Below are 17,128 nucleotides of genomic sequence, written 5' to 3'. Positions count from 1 at the left end.
CATCTAGCTGTTAGCACTCATATACTGCTTCCACCGTTCTTTTAGCAGTACTGGAATAGGACTTTCCATCACATATTTGTCTATAGCTGCATTATGAGTAATAACATGTAAAAACGTGGCTTTATCATCCTCATAGAGGTTATTACCATCAAAGTAAGATGCCAGCATATTAACAACAACACGATCACCCAAGCCAGAATCAATTATCCAAAGAGCCTTTTTATCAGAAACACCTCGTTTAACCATATCAGGCCAAAGTTGCATCAAAGTTGATTCAATCTGATAGGTTTCTTCGATGTATGACACGACAGCTTGCGCCTTCACAGCTATAATTTTTTGAATAAAGTCAACATAGAGTGCTGCTTGTTCTGCCGAGCATCTGCACTCAGCGGCAATCTCCACATATTGTTTTCCACATATCCAACACGTAAGAATTCTCTCTGCTAATGTTAAATCTTTATGTATTCTGAACAATGGTTTCGACTTCGAAACATTTTTCAAATCAAATTTTACTGATTCCAAAGCATATACTGTTTCCATCATCAGGTGAATCCAACTATCATCCACAGGGCTGTGTATTTCAAAATCTTCAGTCGTCTTATCAGCAAATAGTCGTTTTAACATTTTATAGTCAGCAAGAGGCAACCCTATATGCAAATACTTGTCATATTCATTATTAGACAGAGTCTTTCGTAAATGCTCATAGCGGATAGTAAAGATCTTTTTAACTTCTTTCTTTGTCTCTTTATCACCTAAATAATATGCAAGAGAATCTTCTATTATATTATCCAAATTAATATCAATAAGCTCCGTATCATCCTTATTGAGGTTGATCAACGTATCTATCTGTTCTGCTACGCCTTCTGATTCTAAAAAAGTATTGATTTCTTCATCGGTTACTAATCCACTATTACGTATTTGTTGTACTATGTAATAAAGTGCCCCATTTGTTCGTTCCACATTCACCTCATTTTTAATTACTTGAATTACTCTTTCAATAGGTTCTGTGTTTTTACTCTTAATAGGTAGCAGGATAAGACCATATGACTCTTTACCGGCTCTACCTACTCTTCCTACAATATTCTTCAAGTCTCTCAACTCAAGAGTATTTTTGAAAGTTCCGTCAGTAGGGTTTGTTATATTTGCAAGCACCGCGGTCTTAATGGGCATATTGATACCCTCAGAAAGTGTCTTTGTACAGACCACAAGTTGTAGAGACTTCTTTGCTATAGCAGTTTCTATCAATTCCCTCATGTCCTGAGGCATTTGTCCATGGTGATATGCAAATCCTTTTTTTACACATTGAGTAAGACGATGGTCATCGCCAAATTGATACGTACAGTATTCAGCAACTTTAGATAGCCAATTCATATCCTGAACGAAAGAGAATGGCCTCTTGAATACGGACTCACTAAGCATATTTAAGAGTTCTTCCGCATGTTTTATACAACCACGAGGGCCATCCTTCATTGAACAATAAAGCATTACTGGTCCCGCTTCCATTGCCTTTAGGGATAGAGCACAACTCAATGACCTTTGTGTTGTACCAACCAGTTTTGCCTGCCTATCATTTAAAAAGTCATTAACTTTTACCGACCAGTCGTCTATTGCATCATTAGCGTATTGAACTATGATATGACCATCTGTTTCCGTCGCCAATGCAAATCGTATTTTACACGGTCTATATGTACTGTTTCCCACTTCGCCAATTGTTCCACCAAGCCATTGATTTATATCAGAGATATTAGGTATAATTGCAGAGATAAAAAGGAATCTAATATGTTTATTTCTCTTCAAGCGAGTCAATAACAACTCGTAGTTTACACCTCGGCTCCTATCTTCTAACAGTTGTCCTTCATCACATACCACCAAAGTATATCCTTCCGTGAGGTCATCTATTGAACCTTCCAACGTTGTGAAAGTTTCTGGGGTAGCTATGAGTAATTTGGCATTCTCAATTGTCTCCTCTTCAGCAGATGTAGTACAACCACCATAAGCTGCACGAAAATCAAAGCTGAATTTATACGAAAGCCTACCATAGCGTTCTTTTAACTCACGACTTAACGACCGCAATGGAGCTAAGTATAATATTTTTGCATCTGGATTATTTTTTAATTCTTGAAATACCAATAACTCAGTAAGAAAAGTCTTACCTGCACTTGTCGGCATCTTGAGGCTAAACGAGCGTGTATAGTCTAAAAGGCCTTTACTTATGGCATCTTCTTGTGATGGCAACAACGTATAAATATGATTTTTTACAGAGTATGCTATATATTCTCCCCAAATTTCTTTACCGCCATGAGGAATTAATATCTTCCATAGATTACTCTCACGAAAGCGTTTCATCACCCATACAACTACTTGTGTATCAAAAAAATCATCCAAGCCAAGATAAATATTGTGTTCTATTTTCTCTCGTAACCTATCATCTATAACATTTAGTGCACCTTCATCCCCTGTCAACATATATTTTTTCAATAGCAAACAAAGTTCATTCTCTTTATTTGCATACTTCTCAGACCCGGCCATTATGCTGTAGAGCAATTGCGCAGATTCATTTTCAAATTCATATCCCTTCGCCCTCCAAATAAATAGTTGCGACAATGCATTATATTCACATAGATAGTAAATAGCTGCAATATAAAGAAGGTTGTTATTACGGTTTACACCATCAAAATTTCCTGCTGTTGTTTTTTCAGAATAAACCAATAAGCCTGTTACTATCCGCAACAGACGTTCTTTCTTATCTTCCAATGTTAGTTCTCTATTCCGCATCGTAAAGAACATCCTATTCAATAAGGAGATATAGAAATCATCACTTTTATTTACAAATTGGTATAACACTTGTTGCTCAATCCTGTAAATATTGAGTAATTCGTACGCATTTGCATCATTAATCCACTCTTCTAATATGTCTGCCATCAGTTATTCGGAATATTGAGGTAAAGTTGATTATATATGTTCTTCAAATCAGCAATAGGAAGCAAATACACAGGGATATTAGTGTTTGCTGCCTGCAATACCTTATTAAAGTTTGCAATATGATCATTCGCTTGGGTTGACTCAACTATTGCTATCGCAAAATGCTTTTTAATATAAGGATAGTTTACGGGATCACCAAACCGTCGAACTTGATCTGCCAAAGCGTATTCATCATCTCGCTCATATTGTGACACAAGATAAGGTATTGTTTTTGCGGCACGTTCTGTTTTGTCTTTAATAGCATCGCTTAAGGCATCCGTCAAAGAACTATGACCTTCTTTCATTGGCGAGGTCCACACTTTAGATTCAATCGTGTACATCTTGTCATCAGGGCAGGCACTGTCTTCATCTACACGCCTGAGGAGGATAACATCTACCAAATGACTAGGCATGTCAGGGTGCTCTTTCCACCTGATTTTCATTGGGCGTATATTTGCATCACTAGCAAACGTCTCTGTCCAAAGATAATATGATAGAATCTCGCCAAAATCACCTGCTTTATTTGATGCCTTTTGAGGCAGTCGTCGTTCTATAGCATCTTTTCTTGTAGCTGTTTTGGACTCAGCTACAATTCTTTCAAGTTTTTCTTCGCTGATATATGCTTCCCGAAAACGCCGTACACAATCCTGTACAAAAGCTATAGAATCACCTGTAAAATCATATATCTCAAGCCCCGCGCTCGCACTCAAAATGCTGTTTTTAGTAAAGTATGAAATCAAGTTTACCATTATTGCACTTTATTATTTAGAAATCAATGACTACATATAACTTATTAATGATATGTCATCGGATTAAAAACACTATCAAAGACTTTTCTTTCTCTTCCTCCTTCACATACTATTTCTAGGTCAACTGATCCGATAACTTTTGAATAGTAATTACGCTAATGCTGGTTTCTTTTTTCTTCTCCGTAATCGTCAATCTTGGTTGCATTCGCACAGCATTAATAATTTTAGTATAACTAGGTATTCGGCAAATTAGAGTAGTCGTTTCATACCTTATTCTTTTTTTGATGCCCTTTCCCTTTGTTTAAGACTTAAATCCTGTAATGCTTTTCCCATTGCATCTTCTTTTGCAAGCAGAAGAAGATCATCATCTAGCTGAAGCGCATAAAGCACCCTAAGATAAATGCCTATTGCCACCGTTGGTACACCTTTCTCTATGCGTGAAACTGTCAGAGGTGAACAGGTGGCACGTTCGGCGACTTGGGCAATACTAAGATTCCTGCGTAATCTGGCCAGCCTGATCTGTTCTCCTACTATCTGCATCTTCTGCTCCAACTTTCTTGGCAACTTGGTACCCATCGTACTTTTCGTCATAGCTCAACATATCATATAATATGCAAATATAGTAGTTTTGCTTTATTTTATGATATGTTACAGAGATAATTTTTGAATTTATTCCTGTTGAAATCTGCTTTGGTCACATTATTGGGCGTTGTTGGAGATATTAAATGCTACTATATTATTCATAAGGCTGATATTTTACAGATAACAAACAATATATCGTTTATAGAAAGATAGCAATAATTTGAACAGAAAAAGAAATAATACTTCCTTTTCTGTTCAGAATATTGCTACTTAGGCTATTTTTAAAAATAGCGACTGCTGTCACATAAGTCTGTTGTTTATAACAATCACCGACAAACTGACCACACAGCAACTTGAACTGCCTCAAGGCTCTTATAACCGGAGAAAAGGCCATCAGTCCGACTGAAGTGATGCATCGCTATCAAATCTCTTCAACAACCTAAATATCCCGTTCAAAGGCTGCTCTTATCAAGAATGATATATTTGGATAATAAGGCTGGTGAAATCTCGTTTCAGAATCCGATTTATGCCTATTAGTTGAAGACAGAGTACTTCGCAAAGTAATCATAATGTCCCTTCTTGTTTCAGAGCCATTTTTGTACCTTTTCTCATCAAAAAACGCCATTTTTCACAAGTTTTTGTACCGCATATTTTGATATTCAAGAAATTACACTTACTTTTACTTTCCAAAATGGAGGTACAAGCCGAGAATGGTGCTAAAAATCACTAACTTACACATTCTCAAATACTTGCCAACCTGCTGGTTGTACCTTTTAGAGCGCTATACTATTGATAATCAATGACGTACACATACTGCATCGGCAAATAACCAAATGAAAACAAAATCATAAAAAGAGAAAATATAAAGTCGTAAAATGAGTTAAATCAGTCACTTCAAAGCATTACTCCATTTTCTTTTTTCACTCGTATTTTCTCTTGTTATAATTATTTTTTCAGTTTTTTGTCCCCCATTTGCCCCTCAAGTCGCACACGGGAGACAAATTTATGTCCCTCAATGCAATTTGAAGACTTATTCCTATCAAATTAGGCAAAATCATAGACAATTATCATTTCATAAAGCTGTTTGGATCTCTTATTTGTGAATACATACAAATGTTATAATAATGATATACAGCTAAATACAAACAAAATATCTATAGATAAAGTTACTACAAATGATATTCCGTTTAGAATGTTAGAAAAATATTCTCGTTAATTATTTCAGCAACTCTAGAAGTTGTTATCAACGAACACCAAGTTTATTGAAATTATCCTCGATATGCTAATAGAATCTTACACCATTACTCTATAACTTATTATTTCGTTGTTGAATACTATTCTTGATCTCCACCTAATGAAACTGATGGAAGATATCTCATCCAATCCATCATATTAGAAAGATTTCTTATTCTTTCATCTATCGTAGGGAATTCTATTGCATCGAACAATGCCTGTTAGTTAGAATTTGATTAAGTCATATTTGAAATATCAGAATTATGCAAATTATCGGCACTATTTCGAATCAGTGCCGATAATTTGCATGTTACTGACTAACCAAACGGATTGCCAGATGTGCGTTAACACATGAAATATGACATTAGTCTACCTTCACCCTCTCCTCTTCCTGCCATTCAGCAAACGAGACAATCTCTTTGTATTGCTCAGCAGTCAGAGATGATCCGCCATCTTCACTACATTCGTATTCCCGGTAGCTCATAAACGGAGCCTTCCTCCTGATAGCCCATATAGTTATGGTATGAATAAGGAACCAACCTGACATAATCTTCTTCCTCAAGAATCTTCAGAAGCTTGTCGGCATCGTGGATTATTAATGGAACACCGGACTTATACAGAGCTGTGGCAACTTCAATGGCGAGACCGGCATTCGCAGAATAACTGTTGGAAACGACAATCACCCATCCTGACCGTTCTGTATCTGATGCAAAGATATTCAGGCGGGAAAGCCCCAGTTCTCCATAATGATCCTTGGCAAACCAGATGAAATCATCCGGACTATCAATATCGTACTGCTCATCAATTTTTGCAAACTTCATCCGATTATAATAAGCTACGCCATGCAATTCATTAGGGCCATAAGTCTGTTCAGTCTGGTTGTATTTACTGACAGGCAAATTTCTGTAGAACGACTCATACACTTCGTGCGCTATACGGAAATATTTGCAATATTGTCGTATTGTCATAGTCTCTAATGGAGGCACAGAACGTCCGTTCACGGAATCTTCCAAAGCTTTTATGGAAGTTTCCCTGTCTTTCGACTCAATCCTGAATCGCGGCTCTATCCTGTTAAAATCCTTCCGTGCTATCTTTCCTGTCCGTTGCTGATATGGAAGATTGCCGGCTACATATTCATTGAAGCCATCAGCATCGGCAATAACGGCATCCACCAGTCTGCGCAGATAGGCAAAAATACGGGTAATAGTTTCCCTGCGCCATTCATCGTTATAGTATTCATTATTATCCGAAACATACGAAGAATAATTTGAAACAACGAAACGGGTATATTTCCGGTCTGTAAACCGGATTGCCCTTCCCTCCATGTATATGGAAGAAGCGACATGAAACCAGCGTGTTTCCATCGGGTTGAATGAATGCCAATCCCGAAAAAAATCTTCTTTATTTTCATACTTTCCCGAATCAAACCCATTCATAAGATGCTCGTTCTGGAAAACATATCCCATCTGATTGGATAATACTTTGGTTCCACCAATCTCTGCATCAATATTCGTATGTGAATGACCGTATATCCAGGCATCAATCCGGTTGTTGCTTATCAAGTCCCCATAGTCACTCGCAAAGGCACTGTTCAGCACCAAATCTTTGTGGCAAGGTGCAACTACCTGAAAAGTGGGCATAGGTACAGATCACTCATGTATTGTATTCTCATTTCTTTGATAGTTCAACCTGTTTCTCTATGATTGCCTTTACCCGTGCGAATGAAACCGGAGTGAAGTCGTTATTGTCAACTCCCACATCATACTGTGTAGAGAAAAGCATTTGAAGGCGAGGCTTATCTTTTCCGGTGTTATTCCTGCTTGTATGCACATGGCCGAAAAGCTGCCAAGTATCATCGTATGAGCCGCTATAGCAAAGGAACGGGCAATGATTCAGATAAATCTTCTGTTTATCCACCTCGATGTACATCTGCATCGTGATCAGTTCGAAATATTTTGTATAATTCTGCCTCAAGTTCTTCATGTCATGATTACCGGCTATGAGATAGATTTTCCCATTCAACCTTTTGAGTATCTTTGTCCATTCAGCAGAGCCACCAAGACAGAAGTCGCCAAGATGAAATACGATATTATCCGGACCGACCACACGGTTCCAGTTGGCAATAAGTGTTTCATTCATGTGTTCTACATCCTTGAATGGTCTGCTACAGAACCTGATGATATTGGTATGATTGAAGTGGGTATCGGATGTAAAGAACACCCCGCTTCCGTTGAATTTGTAATCCATAATCTTCTTTTTTTATGCACATCACTGCGCTGGTTAATAAAACTGAAGTTTTCAATGCCCATGGACGGAAATGACGGAGTAGAGCACATAATGCGAACGTCACCAATGGGCAAAAACAAAGCCGTTGAAAAATTTAGTAAGGACTTTTCAACGGCTTCAATTTATCTTTTTAATAGGAATACCTGCATCTAATGTACTCCTACCTGTCTATAAAACGTTCGCTGGAAAGTGTTTTTGAATTTACCGAATGACTCAATGCCTAAAGTATGAACATACGGCATACGCTCAAAGCATACTGTGCTTCGACATAATGTGTTTACTAATATGTTCACTCTATTCTGCAGCATTGTAATTTGCTAATTGTTTTTATTCAATTGTGAGTGCAAAAATACTGAATTTTCTTGAGAACCAATTAACTATTCGCTAACTTTTTGAATGACCTGTCTAGTTGCTGTATTCTTTCGAACTTTTCTCATAAGGTTACTGATTATAGGTTAGGAACTGCACCAAATTTACCGAACTTGTATGCTTTTTGGAGAGAACTGATTCTATTCAATCCTTTGAAATCTGTCAGAGGATAAAGTACACTTGATCCATCTGTATTCTTTTCCGTAAACCAGATATTATCTTTTCTAAGCAAATCTTCCCCTCTGTACGAAAGCGCAAAGGGGAAGATGTTTAATTACTTTCTCATCAATTTCTCAACTCCTTGCCAATCATATCCCCAGTAAACTTTACCGTCACCGGCAAAGTTCCAAACATTCATCACTTCACGAAGCCTGCAAGGGGGTTCCTTACCTACACGAATATATTGCTTGGACTTACTACGGAAAAGACGATTGCACATTTGTTTGTCTTTCTTTTGTGATTTACAGCACGCAATGGTACTGGCAGGAGTTTTCTTTCTACTTCTACTCATTGTTTGTAAGATTTTTGAGCCTATAACAGTGTACGGCTCTATTAAACACTTACAAACCATCAAGAACTGTTTTACCTTTCAACATCTTTTCTTTCTTTTCATTAAACATCTAATATTCTGATTCTTTGGTAATACGCAAAATCTCTTGCTTATATCCTTTGCGGTCGTACTCCTCCCCTCTACACATCCAACAACTACATGGAGTTCCCGTAGTTTTATAAACCTGCGCCCATTTATCCTTTGCCAATTCAAACCAATGAGGATGCTCATAACAACTACCATCTTCACGAATAATGCAAAATTACGATAAATATTGGCAATTATATCAGATGGGGTATATTATCATAATAAACAAAGATTGAAATAAAGCAATTCCAATAAAAGCACTACCTTTGTAAACAACAAGCATTCTGTAACATCCATGCAAAAAAGTAACTGCAACAACTGCCCTCTAAGGAAAAAATACGATAAAAGCCCTCAGTCATTAATGGGACGCTTTTGGCGTTGGCACATAAACTTCTGCCCAGGTTGGAAAGGATATTTCAAATCTCTTTCGCCTGACGAGCAAAACGAGATTAGAAAGAAGTATAACTTTGATAAATACAATAAATAATGAAAAAAGAAATTCTATTCGTCTTGTTAAAAGACTTTGCCGACTGGGAAGGGGCTTATATCGCTCCAAACCTCAATGCAGGTGTTGAACCCGGAAGTGAAAGCAAATATATAGTTAAAACCGTATCTGTCAGGAAAGAGCCGGTTGTATCGATCGGAGGATTCAAGGTGCTGCCCGGCTATGGAATCAATGACATTCCGGCCGATTATGCAGGGATCGTATTAATAGGTGGCATGAGCTGGTTCACCCCGGAAGCCGAAGCCATTGTTCCTCTGGTAAAAGAGGCCATCGAGAAGAAGAGGCTGGTAGCCGGAATTTGTAACGCCTCCGTCTTTCTTGGCAGGCACGGTTTCTTGAACCATGTAAATCATACCAGTAACGGATTGGATTACCTCAAACAATTCGCTGGGCCAAATTATACAGGTGAAAGCCTTTATATAAATGAACCGGCTGTCAGAGCCGGAAACATTATTACCGCCAACGGATTTGCCACTCTGGAGTTCTGTCGTGAAATACTCTATGCGCTGGAGGCAGACTCTTCCCCAAAGATAGAGAGAAGCTATCGAATGAACAAAACAGGTGTTTGGGAAGATCCAGAAGTGGGATAAATCACTTATCTAATGGTGGTAGATAATAAAAACATCTACCACCAACAACTTACATCTACCATCATTTACTACTTTTCGACCACTAAATACAACCGTCCCCTACTCGCTAACTGCGTCTTAAGCCCTATCTTTTTCAAGAAACGACCAAAGACGGAGACATTGCTCATCGGAAGTTTTACGCCGCTCTTTTTTTGCAGCGATAGGTAGATCTCTCCGGCAGAGATCTTCAAACCTTCCTCCTTATGCGAAGCGGGACGATAATATTGAAAAAACAGATCCTCGAACAAAGGACGTTGTTGAAACGCCTCGTTCGCTTGCATCTGCGAAACCTCTTCCTCATGCGTCAGCCAATAACGCTCGTTATTATTCAAGGCGGCAACCGCTTGCGCATAGAGCTGGAGATAATCGATAGGCTGGGCATTGTCTATCATCCCTTTCACCTCGATACAAATGAAACGGCGGCTGCCGGAAGGATCGCCCAGCAAATCCGTATGGTTGCTCGTAGCGATAAAGGAAGCGTAACGTTTCACCGATTCCACCTGCGTAGCATGAGGCTTGCGCACATTTACGACCGGCTTCTGCAACAGATGCTTCAAGAAGCCTTGATGCCTCGCACTCACTTGGTCGAACTCATCAATATTGATCAATCCGAAACGGGTAAGATACAGCTCGGCATCCCGCTTCTTGCTGAAATCGATGCTGTCCGTGTAATACTTATTCAAGTCCGGTGGCAACAGGTTGAAGCAGAACGTGGACTTTCCGCACCCCTGCCCGCCCACCAAGAGCGGGGAAAGGCTGTTGCCATGCTGTTTGTCACGTCCCTGCCAGTGCGCTACCATCGACAGGAACCAAGTGTAAAACAACTGTTCCCACCGTACGTTGTCGCAAGGGATGCGTGCGGCCAGCGGACGGATGCGATCCTTGCCATCCCACACGGGCAAGCGGGTCAAATAGTCCTCGATAGGCGCATAGTCCGGGATGCGATCTGAAAAGACAAAACGCCGTACATCCCTGTCCCATAGCTGCAATCCTTCTTTCTGGGCATTCAAGGCGATACTGTTCAGTACACGATCCGTCACGGGGCGATAGTCAAAACAGAACGTGTTTTTCTCCCGATATTCCGGTCCGCCGGACATCAGATTGTACCAGAAATCGTAACGACGGTTCATAAACTCCTCCATTTTCAAGCTCTGTAGTTGCTCCGGCTTGTAAAGGGACGTACAACCAAAGTCCGAATCGGAGGCTAACCGATACGACTGCCTCAAGGTCTCCCGGATCTCCACTTCCGAGATCAGATTCCCCAGATAGAGCATCGTCCACTTCACACAATCCTCCTCTTCTACCCCAGCCGCGAAACAAAGTCTTCCAAGAGTGACCAACAAAGGTTTGAAATCCACCTTTATGCTCAAACTTCCATGTTCCTCCAAAGCCCGCTGCAAAGCGAATTCATATTGGATGGCAACGTAACGGTATTGGTCATAAAGCGTCTGCCCGGCACTCTCTACCGGTACCGGCACCCGTTTTTCGAACCGTTCCTGGTAGGCGCTTTCGTCGGGCATAGCCACAGGCTGCTCCAGATGAATGGAAAGAGCGTCCGGATTGTAATACACATCGGCATCATAACTGAGGCGACAACCCATCTCCAGCACCGGACGTTTCAGCTCGATGGGATAAGAAAGGCGAGGCTCATACGTCTTGAGCGCATGTCGGTAAGCGTGCGCATGAAAAACCTCGGCATCCGTACGCGAACGGGGAAGCGACCCGTCGGGATAGGTATAAGCCACCACGAACTTCACGCTCCGTCCGCTAGAGCCGATCATAGCGAACAGTGTCTGCGGATATTCCACTATTTTTTGTTTCAAGGACAAAGCCTCTTCTATGCTCTTCAATCGATTGATCTCCAGCAAAATCCAGCCATTATACTCCTTCAACTCGCCTTTTCGAAAAGTTCCGGCAAAGAGCAACTGAGGTAATTTCCGGGTAAACGGATACCGTTTGTCGGGATAAGCCCGCCTTAATTTCTCTCGAAAGAGCGCAAGCTTATCCCTCGTCCGCTCATCCTTTACCCATGCCACGATCTCCTCCATACGCATCGCCCGCTGCGCGACGGTATGTCGATAGGCTGTTTGCTTGGTTATTTTCATGTCTAATATATCATTTAAGAAGTTGAATGTCTTATGCTTACAGTTTTTCCTATAGAAAAACAAAAGTTTTCCCCTAATAAAACTTTAGTTTCTTACTAAAGAAACTTTTGTTTCCTCTAGGAGAAACTTTTGTTTTCCCTAAGAGAAACTCTTTGTTCTCCTAAGGGAAACTCTTATCAGCTCTTATCCTTTCGTCCATCGGTAGCCACTCAGCCAAGCATCAAAGACTGGCTCATCCTTTACTCCGTACATCCGAAAGACCTGACGGATATACTGTTGGTCTTCAGGCGAGAAGGTTCTTTCCTTGCGCTTAAACTGATAAAACTTATTCTTACCGTATGTCATCAACAGACGTTGCTTGATGCGTTTCGCCTCCAGATAAGGTATCTGGTCTAATAGGTGATCCATGCCGACAGCGTATTGCACGGGAGTATCCGCCATGAAAGCCGCACACTTTCCGGTAGGACTGGTACGTGCGGGATTCACGACACTCACCGCCCAAAGCGTATCGGGGATAAAACGGATGATTTGATGCCGCAAGCAGCGGTTGGCGTTCTTACAATTTCCATTAAAACAATGTACAAAGCCTGTCGGCACCATAGCGTAATCGAGTTTTTCTATCATATCTTTTAGATTTTCAGTATTCCTCAAATATAACACTTTTTTCCTTCATGCGAAAAGAAAATTGCATGAAAATCAATAATAAATGGTAGATATTGAATAATAATTGTAGATGTTTGGAGATCTACAACCAACAGATAATACTCTCATTTACAAAAAGTATATAATAGAGTGGTAGATATTGTAGATATTTTTATAAATTCAATGTTACAGGAAACTCATAATACGTAAAAGACCGAGCCAATACAACTTCTTCATCTTTTCACTATCACATAGCAGGATATTTTATATCTTTATTGCCTGTTTATAATCATGATTGGATACATATGGACATAGATTTCGAATCATACATCCGTGGTAGTGAGCCCGACAAAAAAGAAAAGGCTTCAGCTTGGAAAACAGCCATTGGTTTACAAGCTGTAGATGGCTTGCAAACATCCGATTATTTAAAAGATACAGCTATAAAGCATTTGCGTAGCATCGGTTTTGACGTGAACAATGATCTGTTTGCCGACAACTCTTGGTACTTTCGCAATGCGCTGGTTCGTGCGAATTATAGAAATGTGCGAAAAGACGTTGAACCGGATATGAGTTTCTTGATCGCATTTTTCAGAAACTTAATGATGGGAGAAAATCATGACCCCACAACAGCCAACCGAACAAGTCGACCGAACAAGTACCGAACAAGCTAACCGAACAGTTCAGCGCACCGCTTTTAGCTATCGTAAAGGCTATCGGGACAGAACAATGTTCATTGAAAGTAAAAAGTGATTACAAACAATTTGCATAGATAAACAAAGAATGAAAACATCCATCAATTACCTTCCCGAACAAAAACGGGATGACCTCAGAAGAATTGTAGAGTGCGTACTGGAAGTACTTCCCGATTGCGAGATGATCATTCTCTACGGAAGTTATGCCCGGAATACATACGTTGACTACGACCAACGCATCGAATACGGTATCCGCACCTGTTTTATGAGCGATTATGATATTTTGGTAGTTACCAATACCCGTTTCCAAAGATATATTATCAATCACATCTTGAGCAAGGCCACCGATAATTACTACAAAGGGAAGAACAGATACGCATCCACCACCGTACAATTTATAGACGAAAGCATCGACGACTTGAATAAAGCCATCGATAAAAACCGATATTTCTATACCGATATCAAGCGAGAAGGTATCATGCTTTACAACAGCGGCCGTTATAAGTTGGCCCGCCGTCGTAAACTGAACTATCGGGAGATAAAAGAGTTGGCGGAGGAGTATTACAACGACAGGTTTGAACGTGCGAATGATTTTTTACGAAATGCAATGTATGACAAAAACGACGAGAGATATAAAATATGTTCTTTTCATTTGCATCAAGCTTGTGAGAATTATTACAACAGCATAATCTTGACTTTTACATTGTATAGTCCCAAAGAGCATAGCCTAATAACGTTATCCGGCAGAGCCAAAACGCATTCCCTAGAGTCATCCGAAGCCTTTCCCCGGGATACGGAAGAAGAAAAACGACTTTTCGATTTGCTGCAGGACGCATACGTTCAGGCTCGTTATAATTTACACTTCCGCGTCACTAAAGAAGATATCGAGGCGCTTATCCCCAAAGTAGAACTGCTCCGGGATATCACACGACAATGTTGCGAGGAGAGAATCAAAGTGTATGCGGCAAAACAAAGACAGGTTTGATGAGATTCCCCTCAATCGCCACCTTTATAACCCCATCCAACCTGTTTTCGAAGATACGGTAAGCCTCCTCAATCTCGTTCAATGGAAACTTATGGGTAATAAGAGGCGTCGTGTCTATCTTACCTTCTTCTATTAGGTTAAGAATCTCGGCGCAATCGCAGCCATCCACCCCACCAGTCTTGAACGTCAAGTTCTTGCCATACATGTCTGGCAAAGGAAGAAGCTGAGGTTTATCATAGAGGGCTACGATGGTGACAATGGCGTTCGGACGGGCACAATCCCATGCCAAGCGGAAGGTATCCTCACTCCCCGCGACCTCCAATACGACATCCGCACCGCCATGATCGCTGTTACGAAGAACAAATTCCTTACAGTTTTTGGGATCTGTCACCAAGACTTCTGGATAACGCTGACGAACGAACCGGGCCCTTTCCGGAGACTTCTCGCAAACAATAATACGTCGTGGCTTCTTCAACAACACGCACAACAAAGTACAGATCCCCGTAGGACCAGCGCCAATAATGAGAACCGTATCCTCCTCTGAAACCTCCGAGATGCGGGCAGCCCAAAAACCTGTCGCTAACACATCACCGACCAGCAAAGCCTGCTCATCACTGACCGTATCTGGGATACGATTCAAGCCTCGATCCGCATAAGGAACCCGGACATACTCCGCCTGCCCCCCATCGATACGACAGCCCAACGCCCAACCGCCATTGGGATCGGTACAATTATTGACATATCCACGCCGGCAGAAGAAACACTCTCCGCAAAAGGTCTCGACATTCACGGTCACCCTGTCACCCGGCTTGACTGCAGTAACATCGGCACCCACCTTTTCCACCACACCAACCATCTCATGCCCAACGGTTATTCCGGATACCGCACGTGGTACGCTACCGTGTTTAATATGAAGATCGCTAGAACAAATGCTACCCAAAGTCACTCGTACGATAGCGTCCCGTGAATCCTTTATTTCCGGTATCGGTTTCTCCCGCAATTCAAATTTCCCTTGTTCAATATAAGTGTACGCAAGCATGATACTTCCTTCTTTTTGTTAATCGCCTTACAAAGATAAGGATCGTATCGCCAAAAATATCAGATATATCAGTAATTTGGGTACAAACTGTTTCATTTTTCTCTCCTATCTTTATCGCCATAAATACATAGCATTCTCGTAATGAATATAAAAACAACAAAAATTCAAGAAGTATGAAACGAATCGTATTATTCATGGTCATGGTCTCAATGGTATGTATCGCCTCTTATGCGCAAAAGGCTGCCGAAGGGACAAAAGTTTTAGTGGCTTACTTCTCGGCAACGGGAAATACTGAAAAAGCGGCCCAACAAGTCGCGTCTATTGTCAGCGGTGATCTTCACAAGATCCAACCTGAGAAAAGCTATACCTCCGCCGATCTGAACTGGCGGGATAAATCCTCACGCAGCAGCGTAGAGATGGACGATCCGACATCACGACCGGCCTTTATCGATGATTTGAAGAACCTAGCGGAGTATGACACCGTTTACCTAGGATTTCCCATCTGGTGGAATCAAGCTCCAAGACTCATCAACACCTTTTTGGAGAAATACGATCTCTCGGGCAAAACCGTTATCCCATTCGCCACATCAGGCAGCAGCAATATCTCGAACGCAGAGAGTGAATTGCGGAAAGCCTATCCGGATGTGAACTGGCAAAAAGGGAAGTTGATGAACGGAGCGACAGAAGAAGATATCAAGAATTGGACTAAAAAATAAATGATTATGAGAAAGAATTTTGGTGCGAAGCCTTTGAGCTATCCGCAACCCGTATTTATTATCGCCACGTATGGAGAAGATGGAACTCCCGATGCGATGAACGCCGCTTGGGGCGGTATCAGTGAGATGAATGAGATCAGCATGTGTCTTAGCGCCGGTCACAAGACAGTTAAGAATATCCTGAAGCGTAGAGCCTTCACGGTAAGCATGGCAGATGCCGATCATGTCGTAGCTTGTGATTATGTAGGTATCGTGTCGGGCAATAAAGTTACCGACAAGTTTGCCAAAGCAGGATTTCACGCTACAAAATCGGACTTCGTAGATGCTCCGTTGATCGACGAATTGGCCGTGGCTATCGAATGTAAATTGAAAGATTACGATCCGGATACTTGCATACTCCGTGGCGAGATCGTAAATGTCAGTGTTGACGAGCGTGTACTTGATGAGAACGGCAAGGTGAATGTAGCTAAAGCCGCTCCCATCATCTTTGATCCATTCAACAACGACTATTTGAGAGTGGGCGAAAAGGTAGGAAATGCCTTTTCCGATGGAAAGCTACTGAAAACATAAAAGAAAAGTCTATCTAAAGTTGTTATATATATAAACTTAATTTATATTTGCACTATGGAAAAAAAATGAATATTATGCAAGCAAATCCTAAGATCGGGAGTATGGACGCCGTATTAGATAAATTATACGGCAAGGTTGGCTCACCAGAAAGAGAGGAGTTTCGCAAAGAAGCATACTCTTATTGTGTGGGGCAAATTATTAGTGACGCACGGAAGCAAGAGAAAATGACACAATCCGAGTTGGCCGAAAAAGTAGGAACTAATAAGACCTATATATCAAGAATTGAAAAAGGAATCATAGAACCGGGAGTTGGTTTATTTTTCCGTATTATTGATGCGCTTGGCCTTAAAATTGAAATCGTAAAGCCTATCATGTGAGCAAAAGGAACTCTCTCAGATCGCCTCTGTTAATATTGTTTTCCAATATGA

Annotated in this window: 14 protein-coding genes and 3 pseudogenes; 6 read left to right on the top strand and 11 right to left on the bottom strand. The window is 40.8% G+C overall.

From position 1 onward, the window contains the following. Window positions 1-3 precede the first annotated feature (3 nt). The 8 genes and pseudogenes from CI959_RS11950 to CI959_RS22100 all read right to left on the bottom strand — a co-directional run bounded on the left by CI959_RS11950 (window position 4) and on the right by CI959_RS22100 (window position 8,986). Window positions 4-2,922 (bottom strand): DEAD/DEAH box helicase, encoded by a 2,919-nt coding sequence (locus CI959_RS11950; RefSeq protein ID WP_057317438.1) that lies wholly within the window; start codon window positions 2,920-2,922, stop codon window positions 4-6. Further along, window positions 2,922-3,710, bottom strand: coding sequence for a Hachiman antiphage defense system protein HamA (locus CI959_RS11945; RefSeq protein WP_057317437.1), 789 nt, complete (start codon window positions 3,708-3,710; stop codon window positions 2,922-2,924). The genes CI959_RS11950 and CI959_RS11945 overlap by 1 nt, the downstream gene beginning before the upstream one ends. A 270-nt stretch (window positions 3,711-3,980) precedes the next feature. After that, complete coding sequence (locus tag CI959_RS11940; protein ID WP_057317436.1) at window positions 3,981-4,301, bottom strand: helix-turn-helix domain-containing protein; 321 nt, start codon at window positions 4,299-4,301, stop codon at window positions 3,981-3,983. A 2,624-nt stretch (window positions 4,302-6,925) separates the two neighbouring features. Beyond that, a pseudogene (locus tag CI959_RS21830) lies at window positions 6,926-7,165 on the bottom strand (hypothetical protein); the annotation flags it as partial. A 28-nt stretch (window positions 7,166-7,193) separates the two neighbouring features. Next, window positions 7,194-7,772 (bottom strand): metallophosphoesterase, encoded by a 579-nt coding sequence (locus CI959_RS11920; protein WP_008773628.1) that lies wholly within the window; start codon window positions 7,770-7,772, stop codon window positions 7,194-7,196. A 487-nt stretch (window positions 7,773-8,259) separates the two neighbouring features. Then, a pseudogene (locus CI959_RS11915) lies at window positions 8,260-8,418 on the bottom strand (ATP/GTP-binding protein); the annotation flags it as partial. Window positions 8,419-8,454: 36 nt separating this feature from the next. Then, window positions 8,455-8,691, bottom strand: coding sequence for a hypothetical protein (locus tag CI959_RS11910; RefSeq protein WP_034532173.1), 237 nt, complete (start codon window positions 8,689-8,691; stop codon window positions 8,455-8,457). 109 nt (window positions 8,692-8,800) lie between these two features. Next, window positions 8,801-8,986: a hypothetical protein gene (locus CI959_RS22100; protein ID WP_305953584.1), complete on the bottom strand. Its 186-nt coding sequence runs from the start codon at window positions 8,984-8,986 to the stop codon at window positions 8,801-8,803. 317 nt (window positions 8,987-9,303) lie between these two features. Here CI959_RS22100 and CI959_RS11900 point away from each other — a divergent pair, with 317 nt between their 5' ends. Next, window positions 9,304-9,912, top strand: coding sequence for a type 1 glutamine amidotransferase family protein (locus tag CI959_RS11900; RefSeq protein ID WP_057317435.1), 609 nt, complete (start codon window positions 9,304-9,306; stop codon window positions 9,910-9,912). A gap of 68 nt (window positions 9,913-9,980) precedes the next feature. On the opposite strand, the gene CI959_RS11895 is transcribed toward CI959_RS11900, so the two are convergent. Then, window positions 9,981-12,056, bottom strand: coding sequence for a BT4734/BF3469 family protein (locus CI959_RS11895; protein ID WP_057317434.1), 2,076 nt, complete (start codon window positions 12,054-12,056; stop codon window positions 9,981-9,983). Between the two features lie 183 nt (window positions 12,057-12,239). After that, window positions 12,240-12,680, bottom strand: a complete 441-nt coding sequence (locus tag CI959_RS11890; RefSeq protein WP_011966740.1) for a DUF6078 family protein — start codon at window positions 12,678-12,680, stop codon at window positions 12,240-12,242. A gap of 323 nt (window positions 12,681-13,003) precedes the next feature. On the opposite strand from CI959_RS11890, the pseudogene CI959_RS11885 reads away from it, so the two are divergent. Next, window positions 13,004-13,318: pseudogene (locus tag CI959_RS11885) on the top strand (hypothetical protein); the annotation flags it as partial. 160 nt (window positions 13,319-13,478) lie between these two features. After that, window positions 13,479-14,375: a HEPN domain-containing protein gene (locus CI959_RS11880; RefSeq protein ID WP_011966741.1), complete on the top strand. Its 897-nt coding sequence runs from the start codon at window positions 13,479-13,481 to the stop codon at window positions 14,373-14,375. Here CI959_RS11880 and CI959_RS11875 read toward each other — a convergent pair. Continuing rightward, complete coding sequence (locus CI959_RS11875) at window positions 14,341-15,414, bottom strand: alcohol dehydrogenase (protein WP_057317433.1); 1,074 nt, start codon at window positions 15,412-15,414, stop codon at window positions 14,341-14,343. The genes CI959_RS11880 and CI959_RS11875 overlap by 35 nt on opposite strands. 173 nt (window positions 15,415-15,587) lie before the next feature. On the opposite strand from CI959_RS11875, the gene CI959_RS11865 reads away from it, so the two are divergent. The 3 genes from CI959_RS11865 to CI959_RS11855 all read left to right on the top strand — a co-directional run bounded on the left by CI959_RS11865 (window position 15,588) and on the right by CI959_RS11855 (window position 17,077). Further along, window positions 15,588-16,130 carry a flavodoxin gene (locus tag CI959_RS11865; protein ID WP_011966743.1) on the top strand — a complete coding sequence of 181 codons (543 nt, stop codon included), beginning with the start codon at window positions 15,588-15,590 and terminating at the stop codon, window positions 16,128-16,130. Between the two features lie 6 nt (window positions 16,131-16,136). Then, window positions 16,137-16,700, top strand: a complete 564-nt coding sequence (locus tag CI959_RS11860; RefSeq protein ID WP_057317518.1) for a flavin reductase family protein — start codon at window positions 16,137-16,139, stop codon at window positions 16,698-16,700. A gap of 74 nt (window positions 16,701-16,774) precedes the next feature. Beyond that, window positions 16,775-17,077: a helix-turn-helix domain-containing protein gene (locus CI959_RS11855; protein WP_005864275.1), complete on the top strand. Its 303-nt coding sequence runs from the start codon at window positions 16,775-16,777 to the stop codon at window positions 17,075-17,077. The last annotated feature ends 51 nt before the right edge of the window (window positions 17,078-17,128 follow it).

This window comes from Parabacteroides sp. AT13, from assembly GCF_002272965.1.
GTDB lineage: Bacteria > Bacteroidota > Bacteroidia > Bacteroidales > Tannerellaceae > Parabacteroides > Parabacteroides distasonis.
The sequence above is the reverse complement of the archived record's forward strand: the minus strand, read 5'-3'. Positions and strand labels throughout refer to the sequence as shown.